This window comes from Bartonella sp. AA56HLJMS (assembly GCF_042197145.1).
Taxonomy (GTDB): Bacteria; Pseudomonadota; Alphaproteobacteria; order Rhizobiales; family Rhizobiaceae; genus Bartonella.
Genome location: NZ_JBHIRL010000052.1, coordinates 1 through 3130 on the forward strand (window position 1 = coordinate 1; position 3130 = coordinate 3130).

Consider the following 3130-nt stretch of genomic DNA (forward strand, 5'->3'; position numbering starts at 1 on the left):
ATAGCTGGCATTGCTTCAATAAATAAATTGAAGTCACGCATATTGAAAACATTGTCACCAGCTGCCGTCTTTGCTGCTTTGATCAACGCAACAAATGTTTCTCTTATCGTCTCTCTCGGATGCATGGGGGCTCCTGTTATTTAACATTTATCCTTTTCTTTATATTGGTATCGTGTTATGATACGTAAAAGAACGAATAAAGGTGATTTGGTGATTGAATCTTTTGCTGATAAGCGGTGTAAAGATCTTTTAGAAGGCAATCTGCCCAGAGGCTTTCCCACCACTCTAGTGCGTATAGCCCAAAGAAAGTTGTTTATGCTCGATAAAGCAGTTGATCTTAAAGATTTGCGCAGTCCTCCGGGAAATCGTCTAGAAGCGTTGAAAGGAGAGCGTAAAGGTCAATATTCTATCCGTATTAATGACCAGTTTCGTATTTGTTTTGAATGGCGCTCTAATGGTGCCTATGAAGTTGAAATCGTAGATTATCATTGATCTGTAGGAGGTCGAGATGAAAAATTATATAGCGATTCATCCCGGAGAAATTTTACGAGAGGAATATTTAAAAGAATATGCTCTCTCTGCTTATGCTCTTGCAAAAGCATTAAATGTTCCACGCACGAGAATAGAACGTATTGTTGCTGAAAATAGTCCAGTGACTCCCGATACAGCACTAAGATTAGCCTATTTTTTTGATACTACTGCTGAATTTTGGCTTAACATGCAAGCTGCTTATGACGTTAGTATATTACAAACTGAAAAAGCAGACGAATTTGCCAAAATCAATAAATTTGAATGTAGGGTTTAACCACTCCCTACCTTTAACGATAGGGAGGGGAGTTCTATTTTTTTAATTAAGCAACCTTTTTAATGGGGCTCTCGAAATCTGGTTCATAAGTTCGCAACAAAGAATCCATGCTATGTGGCAGTTCTGAAGCTCCAAAATCTGTCAAAATTGCCAAGATTTTTGTAATATTGGGCACGTCATTTTGAAGTTTTAAAACTAGAACCTTTTCTATTGCATTCATAGTTTGAACCAGAGCACTACAATCTTTGTCGCTCACATTTTCATCATTAGAAAATTGAGATAATGCTATCCATAAATCGCATAAGAAGTTGGTATCTATCTTCATTGTACACCTCCATGGATTTGTTCTCTCAAACAAGCTAATCCTCTAGATGTGATTTTTGTTGAAGGCAGCACCTTTTCTGTACCATCTGGTCTTTGAATGGTGATAGCGGGACAATCCATGAATCCTTTCTTGATCTTGTCCTGATAAGGTAACAGTGGCGCTCCTGGAGCCCGTCGATATACCCAATCATGTTTACGCAAATAATCGGTTAAGTCCTTTGGTCTTACTTCCAACATCTTTGCTGCTTCTATCAAACCAAACAAACCATCAGAGCGTTTTAAACCTTCCAAAGCTTCTGCTTTTGGTGCTAATTCGGCAATGGTGTTATCCTTCTGTTCGATTTGATTTTGTAAGTGATTTAAAACACCAAGTAATGCTTCGGGTTTGGAGTAGTCAACTTGTGGTGTCACTACTTGTTTCAAAAGCCGTTCACATTTGATAAAGTATAAACGAGCTTCTCTACCTTTCTTATTATTCTCAAGCATAGAAAGCTCTTTTGCTACACTTAAAGTCAGATGATAATCTTTACGATTGTGACCACCCCTGCCTTTGCTTCCCAAAATAGGGAAGCAAACAAAGTCTTGATTTTCTACCAAATTATATTTGTTGATACGTTCAGTAATCCAGTCCGCAAATTTTTTACCTACTTCTAAAAAACTATGCAATTCACGTGCATTTACTGTTTGAACAATTTCCTGTCCAACAGTTTGTTCCGATATCGGAATAAGAGTGTTCATTATGAACTCCTGTGTAATTAGACGTTTTTGATTGACACTCAATAAAAGAGTGCCGGGTGCTCAAAAACACGGTACACAGTCCGTCGTTATGCTTTTCCCAAAAGGGTATTGTATAGCATAACCACACCCGACAATGTCATTATACGCATGTAGCATATAACAAGTCAAAGTCTTTAATGCGCGGAAAAGAGATTGGTTCGGCAATCCACCCGCTGTGTATTTAAGGTGTTTTTGAGGCACCTGATTCGATTATTCATATTGTCGCCACAATGTCAAGTGGCAATGTAATGTTTTTATAAAAGTAATCTGTTAAATCCTTTGGTCGTACTTCAAGCATTTTCGCTGCTTCAATAAGACCAAACAAACCATCAGAGCGCTTTAAACCATCCAAAGCTTTTGCTTTTGGTGTTAATTCGGTAATGGTGTTATCCTTTTGCTCAATTTGACTTTGTAAGTGATTCAAGACTCCCAGCAATGCTTCAGGTTTGGAGTAGTCAACTTGTGATGCAGCTATCTGCGGTGTTGCTACTTGTTTCAAAAGCCGTTCACATTTGATAAAGTATAAACGAGCTTCTCTACCTTTCTTATTATTCTCAAGCATAGAAAGCTCTTTTGCTACACTTAAAGTTAGATGATAATCTTTAGAGGGACGACCACCTTGGAGGTTTTCCCCAAAATTGGTGAAAACTAAATAATCCTGATTTTCTAATAAATTATATTTGTTGATGCGATATTTAATCCAAGTAGAGAAATCTTTACCTACTTCTAAAAACGCATGCAAATCACGAGCGTTAACAGTTTGAACAGTTTCCTGATCGATAACCTGTTCTCTAATTTCTATAAGAGTATTCATAATGAATTCCTTATGGTTAGATGTTTTTGATTGACACTCTAAGAAGAGTGCCGGGTGCTCAAAAACACGGCCACAAGTCCGTCGTTACACTTTCCCCGCAAGGGTATTGTATAGCGTAACCACACCCGACAATATTATTATACGCATGTAGCATATAATGAGTCAAAGTCTTTAATGTATAGAAGACTGATTATTTCGGTAACCAATCCGCTTATGGTTTAAGGTGTTTTTGAGGCACCTGATTCGATTATTCATATTGTCGCCACATTGTCAAGTGGGAACGTAATATTTTTATAACAATAATCAAAACAGCTTGCTAGACAAAGGTGCCTTATTATTTCTGTTCTCGCAAGATAAGCTTATACATACCGGATTCAGAGGCTTGGACATCTGTGATCACGAAGTGCTCT

At 37.7% G+C, this 3130-nt stretch carries 5 protein-coding genes; 2 read left to right on the forward strand and 3 right to left on the reverse strand.

The features are described from left to right. Positions 1-177 precede the first annotated feature (177 nt). On the forward strand, positions 178-492 hold the full coding sequence (locus ACFINI_RS09545) for a type II toxin-antitoxin system RelE/ParE family toxin (RefSeq protein WP_375610725.1): 315 nt from the start codon (positions 178-180) through the stop codon (positions 490-492). 16 nt (positions 493-508) lie between these two features. After that, complete coding sequence (locus ACFINI_RS09550) at positions 509-805, forward strand: HigA family addiction module antitoxin (protein ID WP_004861504.1); 297 nt, start codon at positions 509-511, stop codon at positions 803-805. 46 nt (positions 806-851) lie between these two features. Here ACFINI_RS09550 and ACFINI_RS09555 read toward each other — a convergent pair whose 3' ends face one another. From ACFINI_RS09555 to ACFINI_RS09565, 3 genes are all read right to left on the reverse strand, one after another. Continuing rightward, the gene (locus ACFINI_RS09555; protein ID WP_375648005.1) at positions 852-1130 is read right to left on the reverse strand and encodes a hypothetical protein; all 279 of its coding nucleotides are present in this window, start codon (positions 1128-1130) and stop codon (positions 852-854) included. Further along, positions 1127-1867, reverse strand: coding sequence for an antA/AntB antirepressor family protein (locus ACFINI_RS09560; protein ID WP_375648006.1), 741 nt, complete (start codon positions 1865-1867; stop codon positions 1127-1129). Before ACFINI_RS09560 ends, ACFINI_RS09555 begins: the two co-directional genes overlap by 4 nt. A 253-nt stretch (positions 1868-2120) precedes the next feature. Then, positions 2121-2720, reverse strand: a complete 600-nt coding sequence (locus ACFINI_RS09565; RefSeq protein ID WP_375648007.1) for an antA/AntB antirepressor family protein — start codon at positions 2718-2720, stop codon at positions 2121-2123. Between the last annotated feature and the right edge of the window lie 410 nt (positions 2721-3130).

Excerpts from the sequence above, each read along its gene's own strand:
- ACFINI_RS09550 (WP_004861504.1), top strand. The coding sequence starts at position 509 with ATGAAAAATTATATAGCGATTCATCCCGGAGAAATTTTACGAGAGGAA.
- ACFINI_RS09545 (WP_375610725.1), top strand. The coding sequence starts at position 178 with ATGATACGTAAAAGAACGAATAAAGGTGATTTGGTGATTGAATCTTTT.
- ACFINI_RS09555 (WP_375648005.1), bottom strand. The coding sequence starts at position 1,130 with ATGAAGATAGATACCAACTTCTTATGCGATTTATGGATAGCATTATCT.
- ACFINI_RS09565 (WP_375648007.1), bottom strand. The coding sequence starts at position 2,720 with ATGAATACTCTTATAGAAATTAGAGAACAGGTTATCGATCAGGAAACT.
- ACFINI_RS09560 (WP_375648006.1), bottom strand. The coding sequence starts at position 1,867 with ATGAACACTCTTATTCCGATATCGGAACAAACTGTTGGACAGGAAATT.